The following is a 15,233-nucleotide window of genomic DNA, read 5'->3' on the forward strand; positions in this document are numbered from 1 at the left end:
CCGCGAGGGCTGCATCTGAAATGCACTGCATTTGAAATAAACAGTTCCGCCGGGGTTCTCCATGGGGGCGGAATCCCGGGGGATTCATTGCGCCGCAACCCGGCGCTGAAAGGATTTACCGAAAATGCGAACCAAGGTCTCAGCCTCAGTCACCGCCATCGCCCTCTCCGGCGCCATGCTCTTCGGCATGGCAGGCCCGGCGACGGCAGCAGCACCCGCGGCTCCTTCTGCCGCGTCCCAGTCATCACAAGCAGCCAACGTCACTGGAAGCATCAACCAGACCATTGACGGTGTGGGTACCTTCGTCGGCTCGTTTACGCCGTCCAATTTCAGCGTCCAGGACGGCCGGCTGACCGTCACCGGCTTGGTGCAGGGCACCCTCACCGATCTTGCCGGCGTGGCCACTCCGGTAAGCCAGACCGTGACCACCACGGCTGCTGCGGCCCCCACCACCAACGCCGCGACGGCCGCAGGAGGCGGTTGCGACATCGTGAACCTGGTCCTCGGGCCGCTGCACCTGGACGTCCTGGGGCTCAATGTCGACCTGAACCAGGTTGTCCTGGACATTGTTGCGCAGTCGGGGGCGGGCAAACTCGTCGGCAACCTTCTGTGCGCGGTCACCGGGCTCCTTGACGGCGGCAATGGCCTCAGCGGCCTGGCGAACCTGCTCAACCGGCTGCTGGGACTCTAGTTTTACGGTAGTTCAACAAGCGGCTATTGCAGCGACACGATGGGCGGCCCTCCGGGGCCGCCCATCTTCTCTTTGGTGCTACAGCTTTGTGACCACGAGGTTGCGGTAGGCTGCCCGGAACGGGGCCATCTGCCGGAAACCAATCCGGCCGCCGCCGAGCACCTTCGACGACGGATCCTGCCATTCGAAGAGCAGCAGCCCGTTGATGGAAAACGCTGCCAGGGGCCCGTCCTTCACCAGTTCCAGGCGGTTGAAGTCCGTGGCGTCCTCCGCGGGCGGCAACGGGTCCGCGCCCTGCGCCACCAGTTCGAAACCCGCGCTCTTGCGCAGGTTGCAGGTGCGGAACGCCCGCTCAGACGGGTATTTGTGCCGGAAATAGGAGACGTGCAGGGCGTCAATGTCGCCCGAATGGTACTGCGGGTAGTGGCCCGTCCTGGGCGCGAGGGCCGGACTGAAGAGGTCCTGCCCGCGGCGTCCGGTGGCCGCGAAGAACAGCATGGCCAGGCCTGGCTCGGCCAGCGGCCGGAACTCCCAGCTGATGCGGATGCCGTCCGGAAATTCCACCGGGCACCACAACGTCCAGTGCGCGTGGTCGCCGAACTCCTGGTCGTCCAGCGCGCCGGACAGCTCCAGGGCACCCTCGTGGCTGTCGTGGCGCAACGGTCCTTCCGCTACCCATCCAGTCACATCCCCGGGCCCAGCCAGCGGGTTGCTGTAGAGGACCCGCTCCTTAACCGCTGCGGCCCCCATTAGGCGCGTCCCGCCGTCGTCCTCATTGCCTTGGTACTGGCCGGCTCCGCGATGCCAGCCGGCCCGTACCCCTGCCCGCGCAGCTGCCGGGCCACCTCCCCGGCCACCAGCGAAGCACCGTGCCGGGAGAAATGCGTATTGTCGGCCAGGCCACCGGGCCAATGCGCGTGCTCGCCCGGCGCAAAGTGGCAGAAGAGCTCCCTGGATCCTTCCCGGCCCAGCCGGAGATAAAGGTGCCGGGTCCACGCGTTGAGGTCCACCACGGGGACCCCGAGCTCCTGGCCCAGTTCACGGACCACCTCCGGATAGTCCTCCAGGCTCTCTGCAGGGACGTCCGACGACGGTCCCTCGCCCGGGTGCCCGCCGCCCAGGAAGTGCCGGCGCTCCACGGAGGTGCACAGCACCGCCGCCGCGCCCCGGGCGCCCACCTCCCCCACCATGGTTCGCAGGTTGGCCGCGTAACCGGTGCGGGCGGCCAGGTGCGGCTTCTTCTGGTCGTTGTGGCCGAACTGGATGAGCACGGCGTCGCCCGGGCCTGCTGCGGTGAGCAGCTCCGCCCAGAGCCCCTCCGTGCGGAACGATTCGGTGTCGGCGCCGCCCTTGGCGAAGTTGTGTACCGTTCCCCACGTGAAGGTGAGGGGTGCCAGCTGCGCTCCCCAACCGCTCATGGGGAACTCGTGCGTGGGACAGTTGGCAACGGTGGAGTCTCCGGCCAGCAGGATTTTCATAGTGGTTCTTTTCCTTTGATGCCCGCGGGCAGGGTCATCCTTTGACGGAGCCGATGAGCATGCCCTTGGCGAAGTGCTTCTGCAGGAACGGGTAGAAGATGAGGATGGGCAGGGTGGCCACCACGATCACCGCGAACTTGATCCCCTGTTCCGGCGGGATGTAGTTGGGGTCAACGTTGCCCGTGCCCAGCAGGTCCGAGGCCGCTGTGACCTGGCGCAGGTACATCTGGAGGGTCCACTTGGAGTTGTCGCTCAGGTAGAGCAGGGGCGACATGAAGTCGTTCCAGATTCCCACGGCGTAGAACAGCGCGAAAGTGGCCAGGACCGGCTTGGACAGGGGCAGCAGGATCCGCCACAGGATCCCGATCTCGGTGGCGCCGTCCATCTTGGCCGATTCCTCCAGTTCGGCAGGGAGTTCCTGGAAGAAGTTCTTGATGATGATCAGGCTGAACGGGTTGATGGCCGCGGGCAGGATCAGGGCCCAGTAGGAGTTGAGCAGGCCCAGGTCCTTGACCAGCAGGAAGGTGGGGATCATGCCGCCGGAGAAGACCATGGCAAAGACCACCAGGGACAGGATGGCGTTCCTGCCCCGCAGGGTTTTCTTGGCCAGCGGGTAGGCCATGGTCACGGTGAAGGCCAACTGGACCAGCGTGCCCACCGCGGTGACCAGGATGGTGGTCACCAGGGCGCGCACGAACGCCGGGGTGGCGAAGATGTATTCGTAGGAGCCCAGGGTGAACTGTTCGGGCCAGACGAAGAATGCCCGGCGCGTGATTTCTGCTTCGGTGGCAAACGATCCGGCGAAGACGTACACGAAGGGCAACAGGGTGATGAGGCCGATCAGGGACAGGAAGACGTAGTTGGCGGCGTCAAAGATCCGGCCGCTGCGGGTGTTGTGGATTTTCATGGCTAGAACAGTCCGCTCTGGTTGAATCGCTTGGCCAGCCAGTTGGTGCCGAAGATCAGCACAATGCCCACCAGGGATTTGAACAGGCCCACGGCGGTGGAGTAGCTGTAGGCGCCCTGGGTGATGCCCACGAAGTAGACGTACGTGTCAAAGACGTCCGCCACCTCACGGTTGAGCGCGTTGGTCATCAGGTAGATCTGTTCGAACCCGGTGTTGAGCATCTGCCCGATGGCCAGGATCAGCATCACGATGATCGTGGAACGGATCGCCGGAAGCGTGATGTGCCAGACGCGCCGGAACCGGCCGGCGCCGTCGATGATCGCGGCCTCGTACTGGTCCTGGTCCACGGTTGAAAGGGCGGCCAGGAAGATGATGGTGCCCCACCCGGTGTTCTTCCAGATCTCCTGCAGCACGATCAATGGCCGGAACCAGGCAGGATCTGACAGGAAGTCGATGTGCGTGCCCATGGCGTTGTTCAGGAACTGGAACAGCGGCCCGATATCCAGGGCAAACAGCAGGAAGCTCAGCGACGCCACGATGGTCCAGGACAGGAAGTGCGGGATGTACACCAGCGTCTGGACCGTGCGCTTGAGGATGGACAGCCGGACCTCGTTCAGCAGCAGCGCCAGGATGATGGTCAGCGGGAAGGCCACCCCGAGGTTCAGGAAGGCAAGGATCAGGGTGTTGCCCAGCAGCCGGGGGAAGTCCGGGTTGGCGAAGAAGTCTTCAAAGTTGCGGAACCCCACCCAGGGGCTGCCGTTCACGCCCAGGAACGGCACGTAGTCCTTGAAGGCGATGGTGACCCCGTACATGGGGGCGTAGCGGAACACCGCGAAGTACACCACGCCGGGCAGCAGCAACAGGTACAGCCATTTGTAGTGGGCGAAATGGACGGAGAACCTGCCCCCGTTCCGGGGAGCGGGCGCGGTCCTGCGCGTCCGCTCCCCGGCGAGGGTGTCGATGACAGGGGCTGCCATTTACTTGTTGTCCTGCCAGAGCTTGTTGATTTCTTCCTTGACCTTGTTGCCGCCGCTGGTGTCCCACAGCTTGATGGCATCCTTGAGGCCCTGTTCGTCGATCTGTCCGGCCAGGTACTTGATCCGCGCGTCGGCCACGATGTTGTCCAACTGGGCACCCTTGGCCACGTAGGTGGCTGAAACGTAGGGCGCTGCCGGGTTGTAGATGGCGCTCTTGAGGTCTTCGGCCATGACGTCGGTGCGCTTGTCGAAGACCTGCTGTTCGTAGTCGGAGGCCTGCTTCACGGGGTAGAACTGGTTGCCGGCAGCGTTCATGCCCAGCTGGGCGTAGCTCTTGATGTCGGTGGTGACGGCCTTGCCCTCCGGCGTCTCCGGCTTGATGGTGGCCGCCTTGCCGGCCTCCACCGTGAAGTTCACGCCCTCGATGCCGTTGTTCAGCAGGACCGCAACATCCTTGCCGTTCATGGTGTTGAGGAAGGCCAGGACCTTGTCCAGTTCAGCCTCGCTCTTGACGCTGGCCTTGGGGATGGCAAGGAAGCCTGAGTAGCCGTCGGTGGGGTGGGCGCGCAGTTTGCCGTCCGGGCCTTCGAGGTTGCCCACGAAGCCCACCTTGTTCTGGAAGTTGGCGGGGTCTGCCTGCTTGAAAAGGTTGATGAGCACGCTCACGCGGGAATCGACGTCGACGATGATGCCGCCCTTGCCATTGAAGAACGGCTCGTTCCACTTCGTGCTGTCAAAGGTGGCGAAGTCCGGGTTGATGAGTTTTTCGTCAACCATCTTCTTGATGAACCGGTCTGCCTCGAGGAACTCGTCGGTCTCGAAGCTGGGAATGAGCTTCCCGTCCCGCTCCGTCCAGCGGTTCCCGGCGCCGTACCATTCCTCGATCAGGTCGTAAGGGCTGTTCGTGCCCAGCGCACCCCACTTGGGGATGGTGATGCCGTAGGTGTCATTGACGCCGTTGCCGTCCGGATCCTGCTCGGTGAAGGCCTTTGCCACCTTGTACAGGTCCTCCGTGGTCTTAGGCGGCTGCAGGCCCAGCTTGTCCAGCCAGTCCTGCCGGAACATGACAGCCGCGCGCATCGGGGAGCGGCCGCGGAAAACGCCGTAAACCTTGCCGTTGACGCTGGCGTTCTTCTGGATATCCGGAAAGGTGGTCTTGAGGTTGGGGTACTTGTCCAGTTTGTCGGTGAGGTCCCAGAACGCGCCCGCCTGGGCGTTCTTGACGAAGCCGGGTGTTTTGCCCTGGATCACCATGACCTGCGGGATGTCGGATCCCGCCAGCGTGATGTTGGTCTTGTCCTCGTAGGAGGCGTTCGGCGCCCAGTTGATCTTGACCTGCTTGCCCGTGAGCTCCTCCAGCTTCTTCTGGACTGCACCGTCCGCTGCGGGCGGCTGGGCCTCCAGGAACGGGGCCATGATGGACACCGACGTGAGGTCCGCTGCCGGGGCGTCCCCGCCACTGCAGGCCGTGAGGGACAGCGCCGTGGCAGTTACGACGGCGGCGGCCAGGGAGAGTTTGCGATGGATCATATTTCGTCCTTTTCCACTTCTTTGAGGTTTGTTGGGCTGGCTGGCCCACGGTTTTGATACGTTTCATTCCTACGCCGGCACAAGGTTGCACCCACCGGAAGCAACCAGGGCGGCGAAGGATGTCAGGCGGCGGGAGCCCCTTGGAGGGCGGTGCGCGCGGCAGGCTCCCCCGCCGCGGCCACCGACTCGTCATTGGCCGCGAAGAAGCGGTCACACAACCAGCCGGTGAGGTAGAGCCAGGCCCCGATGCTGAAGAATGGAACCAGGCCCGGAAGGCAACTGCTGGCATAAAGTACCGCGGCGGAGACAAAGAGCAGGATGACCGTTCCCGCCAGGTGCCGCACAGCGAACCGGGATGACATCAGCAGGTACTGGGGCAAGGTCAGCTCGTACCGGGCATACATCGGGAACACGTAGCAAACGGCCCCCGCCAGGAAGATTGCGGCAACAAGGATGCCGCCGGCCATGAACTGCGCCAGGACTCCCCTGCCTCCGGAAAAATAGTTCCAGTTCAGGACAAGGGCCGCCGCAATGGCCATGACCGGGAAAGCCAGGGCGTTGGCCCGGACAAAGTTGCGGAAGTATGCGGAGGCAAACTCCCGCAGCAGCGGAACAGCATTGCCTGCAGCCCGCTTGCGCACCGCAATCTGTGCCGCGGCGGTGGCCGGGCCCGCACCAAAGATGCCAAAACCCAGCAGGGTAAAGGCAATCCACAGCAGGTTCAGGCCGGCAATCCATACGAGCGTGTCAAAAAATGAGTAGGCGCGCGCACTGAAGGTCCCGGACAGCATGGCACGGCTCCCTTCTGTTCTCCATCGTTGCAGAGGCGAAGCGGAAAGTGTCCCGCATCACGCTGGTAATCGGTTTCTCGAAAATGTAGACCCGCTGCCCGTCCTCGGTCAAGCGGAAATTTGAATCGTTACATTGCTGGACTGCGGCCGCCTCTTTGCCGCACACTAAAAGCTGGAAAGCGCTTGCTGCCTCGACGCTCGCGCTCATGATGCAGGTGCCCGCAAGGCAGGTGCCAGTGGCCAGAACGGAGATCCATGAAAACGGCAACGGAAGCCGCCGGCAGCGCCGCCGCAGCTTCAGCAACAGCCCCGGCACGGGTTGCACTGGTGGGAGTGCACGGCTTCGGCACCCACCATCTGCGGAACCTCCAGCGCCTGCAGGCGGCAGGCAGTGTCAGCCTGGTCGCCGTGGCGGACCCGCAGCCGCCGGCACCCGGCACCCTCCCGCCGTCGGCCGCCGTCTACCCGGGGCTCGGGGAGCTCCTCACCGCTACCCGGGACCTGGACCTGGTCATCGTGGCCACCCCCATCCAGACGCATGCCCCGCTGGCCTTGGCCGCCCTGGCCACTGACGCTGAGCTGTACCTTGAAAAGCCACCTGTCGCCTCCCTGGCCGACTTCAACCGGATGCGCACGGCAGCCGCCGGGTCAGGCCGCGGGGTGCAGATCGGCTTCCAGAGCCTCGGCTCGCACGCGCTTGGAGCCATCGAAGAACTGCTCGCCGCCGGGACCATCGGAACACTGGAGGGCATCTCCGCCACCGGCCGGTGGGTCCGGGACAGGGCCTACTACACGCGCTCCCGCTGGGCAGGAAAACGCAGCATTAACGGCGTGGATGTGGTGGATGGCGTGGCCACCAACCCGTTGGCGCACGCGGTGGCAACCGCCCTCCGGATTGCCGGGGCGCGCACCACAGCAGACCTCGCGTCCGTGGAAACCGAGCTGTACCGGGCCAATGACATCGAGTCCGATGACACCTCCGTGATCCGGATCCGCACCGCAGCGGGCCTGCCCATCACCTGCGCCCTGACCATCTGTGCCCCGGAATCCGTTGAACCGTACGTCACCCTGCAGGGTTCGGCCGGCACGGCTGTGTTCCACTACACCGAGGACCGCCTGACGGTGGAGTCGGCGGCCGGCCGCACGGAGGAAACCTTCGCCCGGGACGACCTGACGGAGAATCTCCTGGCCCACCGCGGCCACGGCGTTCCGCTTACCAGCAGCCTGGCGGACAGCGGAGCCTTCATGCTGGTGCTGGAAGCCATCCGGACCGCACCGCCGCCCGCCCCCATCGATCCCGCCTGCGTCCACTGGGAAGGCGAAGGAGACGCTGCGCATGCCGTGGTGGTGGGCATCGAGGAAGCCCTGGAGCGCGCGGGCCGGCAGCATGCCACGTTCAGCGAGATTGGGCTCCCCTGGGCTGTGGCCGCGCCGGTGGTCTTCGACATCCCTGCGTCCTGATGCGCTTCAGGACCCGGCGGCGCAGCCAGCCGCCGGGTCTTTCACTCCCGCGCAGCAACCCTCCGGCGCCGTCCATGGCGCCACAGGAGCAGGCCCACCACGGCCGCGGAGAGCATGCCCAGTCCACCGGTGGCCACCAGCCCGGTCCGGACGCCGAATTGTTCGGTCAACCAGCCCGCCAGGAGGCCGCCGCAGGCGTGGCCGCCCAGCAGGAGCGGAAGGTACAGGGCCATCACCCGGCCGCGGATGGCAGGCCCGGCCTCGAGCTGGACGGCCGTGGCTGCGCTGGTGAGGAACAGCAACGTCATGATGCCCACCACCGCCAGCATCGCCACAAACAACGCCAGGGTGGGCATCAGGGCGGCCACCAGCTGGGACAGGCCAAAAAGGCCCGCGGCGGCCACAATGCCCCTGCGCCCCATGGTCCCCAGCCGGGCTGCCAGGAGGGCACCGGCCAGGGCGCCGCCGGCGCTGACCATGTTGAAGAGGCCAAAGCCCTCCACGCCGTTGTGCCACACTTCCTGGGCGAAGGCCGCGAGGACCACCGGCCCGTTCATGCCGAAGGCGCCCAGCAGGCCGGCCAGCAGGATGAGGAGCAGCAGGCGCGGGCGTTCACGGACGTAGCGGAAGCCGGCAAGCACCTGCCCGCGGCCCCGCTCGGCGGGTGTACCGGGATGCAGTTCGTGCGGCCGGATGCCGGCGATCAGGACCAGCACCACCAATCCAATCAGTGCGTTTGAGGCGAAGGCGGCGGCCGGCCCTGCCTGTGCGATCAGCACGCCGCCCGCCGCGGGGCCGGCCATGGCACCCAGCTGGGCGAGGGCGTTATTCAGTCCGATGGCGGGACGCAGGGCGGCGTCGCCCACCACTTCATTGACGAAGACCTGGCGGGTGGGCTGGTCCACCGCCGCGGTGATGCCCAGCGCCATGCAGCTGGCGTAAACAACCCAGACAGTAATGGTGCCGCTTGCAGCCCAGGCCGCCAGTCCAAGGCCGAGCAGCACAATGACGGACTGGCACACCATCATGATCCTGCGCTTGGGGAAGATATCCACCACCAGTCCGGCAAGCGGCCCCACCACGAGCATGGGCAGGAACTGAAGGGCGACGGCGGCCCCCACCGCGGCCGGGCTCCCCGTCAGTTGCAGCACCAGCCAGTCCTGCGCCAGCCGCTGCATCCAGACGCCAAGGCTGCCGGCGAGCTGCATGCCCAGAAAGAGCCGGTAGTTGTGCTGCTTAAGGGGGTGGTACCAGCGCGGCTGGCTGATATTCGGGCGTGCAGACGGTGCGGGACGGGTGCGGCGGGACGGCACGGTCAGCGTCGGGCGCGGCTGGAGCGCAGTTTCACTGCGGCGGCGGCAAGGATCAGGCTACCGGGGACCACGACGAAGAGCGCGGCGAGCATCCAGACAAACACCACGGCGCAGAACAGGGCGGCCGCCAGCAGCAGCGATCCCGTCCAATCACGCAGGGAGATGTCCTTACCCACCTGGAAGGCCTGGTGCCAGGTGTCCTTGCCCGTGGCACCTGAAGCCGTGGCGTCGGACCAGGCTGATGCGCTGCGCAGCAGCAGGACGGCGCCGCAGCCGGCGAGTATCAGCGTGGCCGGCAGGACCACTTCGCGGCCCGGCAGCTGCCCCACCCATGCGAGCAGGAGGTTGAGGACAATCACGACGCCGGCTCCCGCCGTCGTGATTCCCAGCTTCCAGCTGCCCGGCAGGGCAGCCCTGAACAGGCCCCACAACCCCCTGACGGAATCGTCCCTGCCATTGAGGTGCCGTTCAAGGTGGGCGGTCCCGGCCGCGTAGGCGGCGGGGATGGTAGCCAGCGGTATGGACAGCACCAGCACCAGCACCCCCGTCAGGAGGGTTTCGGAGAACAGGGCGAACCGGTTCACCGGGATTGGTTCGTGGCCTGGGGCGGATGTGGTGCTGTCCATGACGCTCATCTTCCTTTTCCTAGCCCTTCAGTCCCTGGGTGGAGACGCCTTCGACGATGTAGCGCTGGAAGATCAGGAAGAAGATCAGCACGGGCAGGAGGGCCAGGACGGACATGGCGATCATCGCGCCGTAGTCGGAGGACTGGGTCTGGTCCACGAACAGCCGCAGGGCCAGCGGCAGCGGGTACTTGTCCGGGGTGTTCAGGTACAGCAGCGGGCCCAGGAAATCGTTCCAGCTCCAGATGAAGGAGAAGATGGAGGTGGAGATGAGGGCCGGCTTCATCAGCGGCAGCATGATGGATCCGAAAATCCGGGCGTGCCCCGCACCGTCGATCCTCGCGGCTTCATCCAGTTCCGCGGGCAGGCCGCGCATGAACTGGACCATCAGGAAGACGAAGAACGCGTCCCCGGCCAGGAACTTGCCGACCAGCAGCGGGACGTAGGTATCCACCAGGCCCAGCTGCTGGAAGATGATGTACTGCGGGATGATCACCACGTGGAAGGGCAGCAGCAGGGTGGCGATCATCATGCCAAAGAACAGGCTGCGGCCGGGAAAGTTGATCCGGGCGAACGCGTACGCCGACACGCTCGCGGACAGGATGGTCCCGACGACGGCACCGAGGGCCAGGATCAGCGAGTTGGTAAAGAACTGCAGGGTGGAGACCCCGCCGATCCCCTCCATGGCGGTCACGAAGTTATCGAAGCTGAAGTTGTTTGACCACAGCGACGTGTTCTGGCCGCCGATCTCCGAGTTGGGTTTGAAGGAGGAGGCGATCATCCACAGGCCGGGATAGAGCACGATGGCAGTGAGGATAAGGGCCACCAGGTGGAAGATGGCGCTCTTGGCCCGTTTAGCCCCCATCGACTCGGATTTCGGATTGTAGGCCGGGGCGGCGGCGTCCGGTGTGGACTGTGTTGGCGTTGCCGTGGTTGTCATTTTGAATCACCGCTGTAGTGGACCCAGGACTTGGACGTGCGGAAGAAGATCAGCGTGATGATGCCCACCGCGATCACCAGCAGCCACGCCATGGCCGAGGCGTAGCCCATCCGGAAATCGCTGAAGCCCCGCAGGTACAGGTAGAGGGTGTAGAAGAGGGTGGATCCGGCGGGGCCGCCGTCACCGTTGGAAATGATGTAGGCCGACGCGAAGATCTGGAATGCGTGGATGGTTTCCATGAGGAGGTTGAAGAAGATCACCGGGGAGAGCATGGGCCAGGTGATGTTGAAGAACTTGCGCACCGGGCCGGCACCGTCCATCGACGCTGCCTCGTAGAGCTCACCGGGGATCTGCTTGAGGCCGGCCAGGAAGATCACCATCGGGGCGCCGAACTGCCACACGGTCAGGAGAATGAACATCGGCATGGTCATCGAGGGGTTGCCCACCCAGCCGCCCAGGTTGATCCCGAAGAAGGACAGGCCCTGGTCCACCGGGCCGGAATCGCCGAACATGGCCTTCCAGACGATGGCGATGGAGACGGACGCACCGATCAGGGACGGGGCGTAGAAGGCAGAGCGGTAGAAGCCCTGGCCGCGGCGCTTGCTGTTCAGCAGCATGGCCACCGCCAGTGCCGCCGCGAGCTTCAAGGGGGTACCGAACACCACGTAGCCCACGGTCACGCCCACGGACTGCAGGAAGCGTTCGTCCTGGAACAGGGTGGTGTAGTTGTCCAGTCCGATCCACTTGGGCGCCTCGAACAGGTTGTAATTGGTGAAGGACAGGTACAGCGAGGAAATCATCGGCCCCACCGTGAGGGCAATGAATCCCAGCAACCAGGGCAGCAGGAAGGTATAGCCGGCGCGGGCGTCCGAGCCCCGCTGCCGCGATTTGCGCGGCAGCGGGGAGCCGGACGACGCCGGGCGCCTGCTCAGGGTTGGGGTTTGAGTCACGAGATCATTCCGTCAGTCGTAAAACCTGGGTGGGAGGGCATGGCGCCGGATCAGGCGTTCTGCTTGATGAGGTCTTCGGCTTCCTTGAACCAAGCGTCGACGGCTCCGTCAACCGTGACCTTGCCGTAGTTGAGGTCGGAGGCGATCCGGCCGAACGACGCTTCCAGCGTGCCGAAGCCAACGATCGGCGGCTCCGGAGCGTCCTTGAGGTACTGCGCAATTGATTTCTCGTAGTCCACCACGAGCTTGTCGGCGCCTTCGAACGTGGTGCCGTCCCGCTGGGTCTTGGAAGCCGGAACGCCGCGGGAGGTCTTGAAGATCTGGCCTACTTCGGGGTCGTTGACCATGAAATCGATGAAGCGGGCGGCGGCGTCCTTGAACTTGGTCTTGGCACTGGCCACCATCAGCATGGAGGGCTTCAGGAACAGGCCCAGGTTGTTCGGGTCGTCCGACGGCACCGGAACAAGCTTGAGTGATTTGGCCCCGCTGTCGGCCAGGTAGCCCGCCATGAAATTGTCCCAGGTAACCTCAGAGGCTGTGACGTTCGAACCGAAAGGCGACTTGGGCTTGAGCTGGGTTACCCTGTCTTCCGGGACGAGGGCCTGCGTGCCGCGAAGCTCCGAGTTGAGGTTCCACCAGGTCTTCAGGTCGTCCTTGCTGAAACCAAGCTTCCCATCGCTGTTGAAGGCCTGGATGTTCTTCTGGCGGAGCCAGATGTTGAACTGCCACCACACGCCCGTGAAATCCGTGGAGCCGAACAGGGTCCCGTTGCCCTTGTCCCCGACTTCCTTCAGGAATGCCTGGTATTCCGACCAGGTCCAGCTGCCGTCCGGCTCGGCGATACCCAGGGATGCCAGCTTGGCGGGGTCGTAGTAGACCGCGAAGGCGTTGGTGCTGGTGGGGATGCCGTAAGTCTTGCCCTTGATCTGGCCCGAAGGCAGGAGCGACTTTTCGAAGGCGTCAGTGTTGATCTTGACCGTGCCCAGGTCCAGGAGCTGGTTGCGCTGGCCGTAGTCCCGCAGGTAGGACAGGTCCCACTGCATGACGTCGGGAAGACCGCCGCCGGCGGCCTCGGTGGCGCGCTTCTGCCAGTAGCCGGCGAAGTCCGTGAAGTTGCCGTTGACCTTGATGTCCGGGTTCTTCGACTCGAAGAGGGCAATGGCCTTGCGGGTGCGCTCGGCGCGGTCGTCGTTGCCCCACCAGGTGTAGTTGATGGTGACGGGTTTGTCGGCCGATCCGGTCTGTCCGGAAGAGCTGGATCCATTCCCACAGGCCGACAGGGCTGCGGCAGATGCGGTGCCGATGGCCACGGTTGTGAGGAAATGCCTTCTGTTGATCACGGGAGCCTCCTTGCTCGATGTGTGTTGCCCTTCCGCTCTGCCTACAACGTGAGTAGTGAGCTGGCTTACACGGCTTCTGAAACGATACAATATCGGCATTCCCAGAATTGGGCAAGCGTTTTCCAAACGGCTGGCCAATGCCCCCGTTCCGCCTTGCGAGCAGACAAAGGAGTCACATGACACAGCAGGAAACCAGCTCCCCTTCGAGCGTTTGGAACAGGGTTGAGGGCCTGGCCTTCGGTGGTGATTACAACCCTGAGCAGTGGCCGGTGTGCGTCCGGCTGGAAGATCTGGACCTGATGCGGGAAGCGGGCGTGAACTTCCTCAGCGTGGGGATTTTCTCCTGGGCGCTGCTGGAACCCTCCGAGGGACGGTATGACTTCGGGTGGCTGGACGAAGTGATGGACAACCTCGCAGGGATCGGCGTGAAGGTGGCCCTGGCCACCGCCACCGCTGCTCCCCCCGCCTGGATGGTCCGCAAGCACCCGGAGATCCTGCCCGTCACGGCTGACGGGACCGTGCTGGGACCGGGCTCGCGGCGGCACTACACGCCGTCGTCGTCCGTGTACCGCCGCTACGCCGCGGGCATCACGCGCGTTTTGGCCGAACGGTACAAGGACCACCCCGCGCTGGCCCTGTGGCACGTGGACAACGAACTGGGCTGCCACGTCTCGGAGTTCTACGGGGAGGAGGACGCCGCCGCCTTCCGTGCCTGGCTGGAGCGCCGGTACGGGAGTATCGATGCGCTCAACGCCTCCTGGGGCACGGCGTTCTGGTCCCAGAACTACGGTTCGTTCGCTGACATCCTGCCGCCCTCGGTGGCGCCGTCCACGCTGAATCCGGGCCAGCAGCTGGACTTCCAGCGCTTCAATTCCTGGGCGCTGATGGACTATTACCGGGAACTCGTGGCGGTGCTGCGGGAAGTGACCCCGGACATTCCCTGCACCACCAACCTAATGGCCTCCAGCGCCACCAAGTCCATGGACTACTTCGACTGGGCCAAGGACCTCGACGTCATCGCCAATGACCACTACCTGGTGGCGGCGGACCCCGAACGGCACGTGGAACTCGCGTTCAGCGCGGACCTTACCCGCGGCATTGCGGGCGGCGACTCGTGGATCCTGATGGAACATTCGACGTCGGCCGTGAACTGGCAGCCCCGCAACCAGCCCAAGATGCCCGGTGAGATGCTGCGCAACTCCCTGGCGCACGTGGCCCGCGGGGCCGACGCCGTGATGTTCTTCCAGTGGCGCCAGAGCTTCGCGGGCTCGGAGAAGTTCCACTCCGCCATGGTGCCGCACGGCGGACGGGACACCCGCGTGTGGCGCGAGGTGGTGGACCTCGGCGCCGCGCTGAAGCGGCTGGAGCCCGTGCGCGGTTCGCGGGTGCAGGCCCGAGCCGCCATTGTTTTCGACTACGAGGCGTGGTGGGCCAGCGAGATCGATTCGAAGCCCAGTATCGACGTGAAGTACCTGGACCTGCTGCGGGCGTTCCACCGCGCCCTGTTCCTCCGCGGGATCTCCGTGGACATGGTGCACCCGTCTGCTTCACTGGATGGGTATGACCTGGTGCTGGTGTGCACCATGTACGCGGTTTCGGATGGGAACGCCGCCAACATCGCTGCTGCCGCCGCTGCCGGTGCCACGGTGCTGGTGAGCTACTTCAGCGGGATCGTGGACATGCAGGACCACGTGCGGCTGGGCGGTTATCCCGGAGCGTTCCGCCACCTTTTGGGGGTGCGCGTGGAGGAGTTCCACCCCCTGCTTGCCGGGTCGCAGCTGAAGCTCAGTGACGGGACGGTCTCCTCGGTGTGGAGCGAGCATGTCCATCTGGCCGGCGCGGAGGCGGTGCAGACCTTTACCGGGTACCCGCTGGAAGGCGTCCCTTCCCTCACCCGCCGGGCCGTGGGTTCCGGGGCAGCCTGGTATCTGGCCACCTTCCCCGACCCCGATGGCATCGAGGCCGTCCTCGACCGGCTGCTCGCCGAGTCAGGGGTTACGCCGGCTGCCGACGCCGATCCCGGGGTGGAGCTGGTCCGCCGGATGTCCGCCGACGGACAAAGCTTCCTGTTCGCCATCAACCACACGCGTTCGGCTGCCTCGGTTTCCGCCACGGGCACCAATCTGCTGACGGGTGAGTCGTTTGTGGGCACAGTGCCGGCAGGCGGCGTGGCGGTGGTTGCCGAGGGCTAGATACGCACGTTCCGGAACGTTCGACGGCGGCACCCTCCCT

General features: G+C 65.0%; 14 protein-coding genes. 3 read left to right on the forward strand and 11 right to left on the reverse strand.

Features of this window, described 5'->3' with window-relative positions:
- The first annotated feature begins 124 nt into the window (after positions 1 to 124).
- The gene (locus tag VIK36_RS17985; protein WP_324643042.1) at positions 125 to 691 is read left to right on the forward strand and encodes an ABC transporter substrate-binding protein; all 567 of its coding nucleotides are present in this window, start codon (positions 125 to 127) and stop codon (positions 689 to 691) included.
- Positions 692 to 769: 78 nt separating this feature from the next.
- Here the strand turns inward: VIK36_RS17985 and VIK36_RS17990 are convergent, their stop codons facing one another.
- The 6 genes from VIK36_RS17990 to VIK36_RS18015 all read right to left on the reverse strand — a co-directional run bounded on the left by VIK36_RS17990 (position 770) and on the right by VIK36_RS18015 (position 6,374).
- A complete protein-coding gene (locus tag VIK36_RS17990) occupies positions 770 to 1,441 on the reverse strand; it encodes a DUF1961 family protein (protein ID WP_324643044.1) in 672 nt (223 codons plus the stop codon).
- Complete coding sequence (locus VIK36_RS17995) at positions 1,441 to 2,169, reverse strand: rhamnogalacturonan acetylesterase (protein ID WP_324643045.1); 729 nt, start codon at positions 2,167 to 2,169, stop codon at positions 1,441 to 1,443. The genes VIK36_RS17990 and VIK36_RS17995 overlap by 1 nt, the downstream gene beginning before the upstream one ends.
- A 34-nt stretch (positions 2,170 to 2,203) precedes the next feature.
- The gene (locus VIK36_RS18000) at positions 2,204 to 3,076 is read right to left on the reverse strand and encodes a carbohydrate ABC transporter permease (RefSeq protein WP_324643047.1); all 873 of its coding nucleotides are present in this window, start codon (positions 3,074 to 3,076) and stop codon (positions 2,204 to 2,206) included.
- Positions 3,077 to 3,078: 2 nt separating this feature from the next.
- Complete coding sequence (locus tag VIK36_RS18005) at positions 3,079 to 4,053, reverse strand: ABC transporter permease (RefSeq protein WP_324643049.1); 975 nt, start codon at positions 4,051 to 4,053, stop codon at positions 3,079 to 3,081.
- Entirely contained in the window at positions 4,054 to 5,583 is a 1,530-nt protein-coding gene (locus tag VIK36_RS18010) for an extracellular solute-binding protein (protein ID WP_324643050.1), read from the reverse strand. It lies immediately after the preceding gene.
- A 122-nt stretch (positions 5,584 to 5,705) separates the two neighbouring features.
- A complete protein-coding gene (locus VIK36_RS18015) occupies positions 5,706 to 6,374 on the reverse strand; it encodes a YesL family protein (protein ID WP_324643051.1) in 669 nt (222 codons plus the stop codon).
- 255 nt (positions 6,375 to 6,629) lie between these two features.
- Here VIK36_RS18015 and VIK36_RS18020 point away from each other — a divergent pair, with 255 nt between their 5' ends.
- The gene (locus VIK36_RS18020; RefSeq protein WP_324643052.1) at positions 6,630 to 7,835 is read left to right on the forward strand and encodes a Gfo/Idh/MocA family protein; all 1,206 of its coding nucleotides are present in this window, start codon (positions 6,630 to 6,632) and stop codon (positions 7,833 to 7,835) included.
- Positions 7,836 to 7,876: 41 nt separating this feature from the next.
- Here the strand turns inward: VIK36_RS18020 and VIK36_RS18025 are convergent, their stop codons facing one another.
- From VIK36_RS18025 to VIK36_RS18045, 5 genes are read right to left on the reverse strand one after another with little or no spacing between them, the layout of a single operon-like run.
- A complete protein-coding gene (locus VIK36_RS18025) occupies positions 7,877 to 9,148 on the reverse strand; it encodes an MFS transporter (RefSeq protein WP_324643053.1) in 1,272 nt (423 codons plus the stop codon).
- A 2-nt stretch (positions 9,149 to 9,150) separates the two neighbouring features.
- On the reverse strand, positions 9,151 to 9,783 hold the full coding sequence (locus tag VIK36_RS18030; RefSeq protein WP_324643054.1) for a Poxvirus protein I5: 633 nt from the start codon (positions 9,781 to 9,783) through the stop codon (positions 9,151 to 9,153).
- Positions 9,784 to 9,793: 10 nt separating this feature from the next.
- The gene (locus VIK36_RS18035) at positions 9,794 to 10,711 is read right to left on the reverse strand and encodes a carbohydrate ABC transporter permease (protein ID WP_324643055.1); all 918 of its coding nucleotides are present in this window, start codon (positions 10,709 to 10,711) and stop codon (positions 9,794 to 9,796) included.
- Positions 10,708 to 11,661, reverse strand: a complete 954-nt coding sequence (locus VIK36_RS18040) for a sugar ABC transporter permease (RefSeq protein WP_324643056.1) — start codon at positions 11,659 to 11,661, stop codon at positions 10,708 to 10,710. Before VIK36_RS18040 ends, VIK36_RS18035 begins: the two co-directional genes overlap by 4 nt.
- 50 nt (positions 11,662 to 11,711) lie before the next feature.
- Entirely contained in the window at positions 11,712 to 13,001 is a 1,290-nt protein-coding gene (locus VIK36_RS18045) for an ABC transporter substrate-binding protein (RefSeq protein ID WP_324643057.1), read from the reverse strand.
- 176 nt (positions 13,002 to 13,177) lie between these two features.
- Here VIK36_RS18045 and VIK36_RS18050 point away from each other — a divergent pair, with 176 nt between their 5' ends.
- Positions 13,178 to 15,193, forward strand: coding sequence for a beta-galactosidase (locus VIK36_RS18050; RefSeq protein WP_324643058.1), 2,016 nt, complete (start codon positions 13,178 to 13,180; stop codon positions 15,191 to 15,193).
- Positions 15,194 to 15,233: the final 40 nt, after the last annotated feature.

Source organism: Pseudarthrobacter sp. LT1, assembly GCF_035621795.1.
In the GTDB taxonomy this organism is placed as follows: Bacteria; Actinomycetota; Actinomycetes; order Actinomycetales; family Micrococcaceae; genus Arthrobacter.

What these genes read in the sequence shown, in the direction of transcription:
- VIK36_RS17995 (WP_324643045.1), bottom strand. Translation starts at nt 2,169, where the DNA reads ATGAAAATCCTGCTGGCCGGAGACTCCACCGTTGCCAACTGTCCCACG.
- VIK36_RS18030 (WP_324643054.1), bottom strand. Translation starts at nt 9,783, where the DNA reads ATGAGCGTCATGGACAGCACCACATCCGCCCCAGGCCACGAACCAATC.
- VIK36_RS18050 (WP_324643058.1), top strand. Translation starts at nt 13,178, where the DNA reads ATGACACAGCAGGAAACCAGCTCCCCTTCGAGCGTTTGGAACAGGGTT.
- VIK36_RS17990 (WP_324643044.1), bottom strand. Translation starts at nt 1,441, where the DNA reads ATGGGGGCCGCAGCGGTTAAGGAGCGGGTCCTCTACAGCAACCCGCTG.
- VIK36_RS18005 (WP_324643049.1), bottom strand. Translation starts at nt 4,053, where the DNA reads ATGGCAGCCCCTGTCATCGACACCCTCGCCGGGGAGCGGACGCGCAGG.
- VIK36_RS18000 (WP_324643047.1), bottom strand. Translation starts at nt 3,076, where the DNA reads ATGAAAATCCACAACACCCGCAGCGGCCGGATCTTTGACGCCGCCAAC.
- VIK36_RS18015 (WP_324643051.1), bottom strand. Translation starts at nt 6,374, where the DNA reads ATGCTGTCCGGGACCTTCAGTGCGCGCGCCTACTCATTTTTTGACACG.
- VIK36_RS18035 (WP_324643055.1), bottom strand. Translation starts at nt 10,711, where the DNA reads ATGACAACCACGGCAACGCCAACACAGTCCACACCGGACGCCGCCGCC.
- VIK36_RS18010 (WP_324643050.1), bottom strand. Translation starts at nt 5,583, where the DNA reads ATGATCCATCGCAAACTCTCCCTGGCCGCCGCCGTCGTAACTGCCACG.
- VIK36_RS18020 (WP_324643052.1), top strand. Translation starts at nt 6,630, where the DNA reads ATGAAAACGGCAACGGAAGCCGCCGGCAGCGCCGCCGCAGCTTCAGCA.
- VIK36_RS17985 (WP_324643042.1), top strand. Translation starts at nt 125, where the DNA reads ATGCGAACCAAGGTCTCAGCCTCAGTCACCGCCATCGCCCTCTCCGGC.